Here is a 455-nt window from a genome sequence, read left to right as displayed (position 1 = left end):
CCGTCGAAGGCCAGAGCGATGAGACTCGCGACATGACGACACCACGCCCCAGTGGATCCGGCGACACAAGAGATGGCACCTCGCGCCTCGGGAGCGCGGTCGTCGGCGTGGTCGTGGGGCTCGTGATCTTCGCGTGCGTGGGCGTCGTGGGGTACTTCCTGTTCGTGGGGGTCGCCATGGAGCGGTGGGCCGACTCGTACAACCCGTCCGACCCCGAGGTCACCGTGACGGCCGAGGACACGACCGCCGTCGGGCAGGAGACCGGGCTCGACGCGTCCAACGAGGCGTACCGGCAGCGGGCGGGCACGCCCGAGGACGACGCCGAGGCGGCGCTCGCGGTGCCCGCCGTCCAGGCCGCGCTCGACCCGGTCGCCGACGGGTCCGCCGTCACGGTGTGGGTCGAGCTCGAGGCCGAGCCGTCGCGCCACGGTGGCCAGCCGACCGGGCAGCACGCG

At 73.6% G+C, this 455-nt stretch carries 1 protein-coding gene; it reads left to right on the top strand.

Features of this window, described 5'->3' with window-relative positions; genetic code table 11:
* Nucleotides 1-32: 32 nt before the first annotated feature.
* On the top strand, nucleotides 33-455 hold a 423-nt coding region (locus tag G3I78_RS48270), incomplete at its 3' end, for a hypothetical protein (RefSeq protein ID WP_164436969.1).

The sequence above is a fragment of the Streptomyces sp. SID13726 genome, assembly GCF_010548375.1.
In the GTDB taxonomy this organism is placed as follows: Bacteria; Actinomycetota; Actinomycetes; order Streptomycetales; family Streptomycetaceae; genus Streptomyces.
Note: the sequence above shows the minus strand (reverse complement) of the source record. Positions and strands in the feature narration are given on the sequence as shown.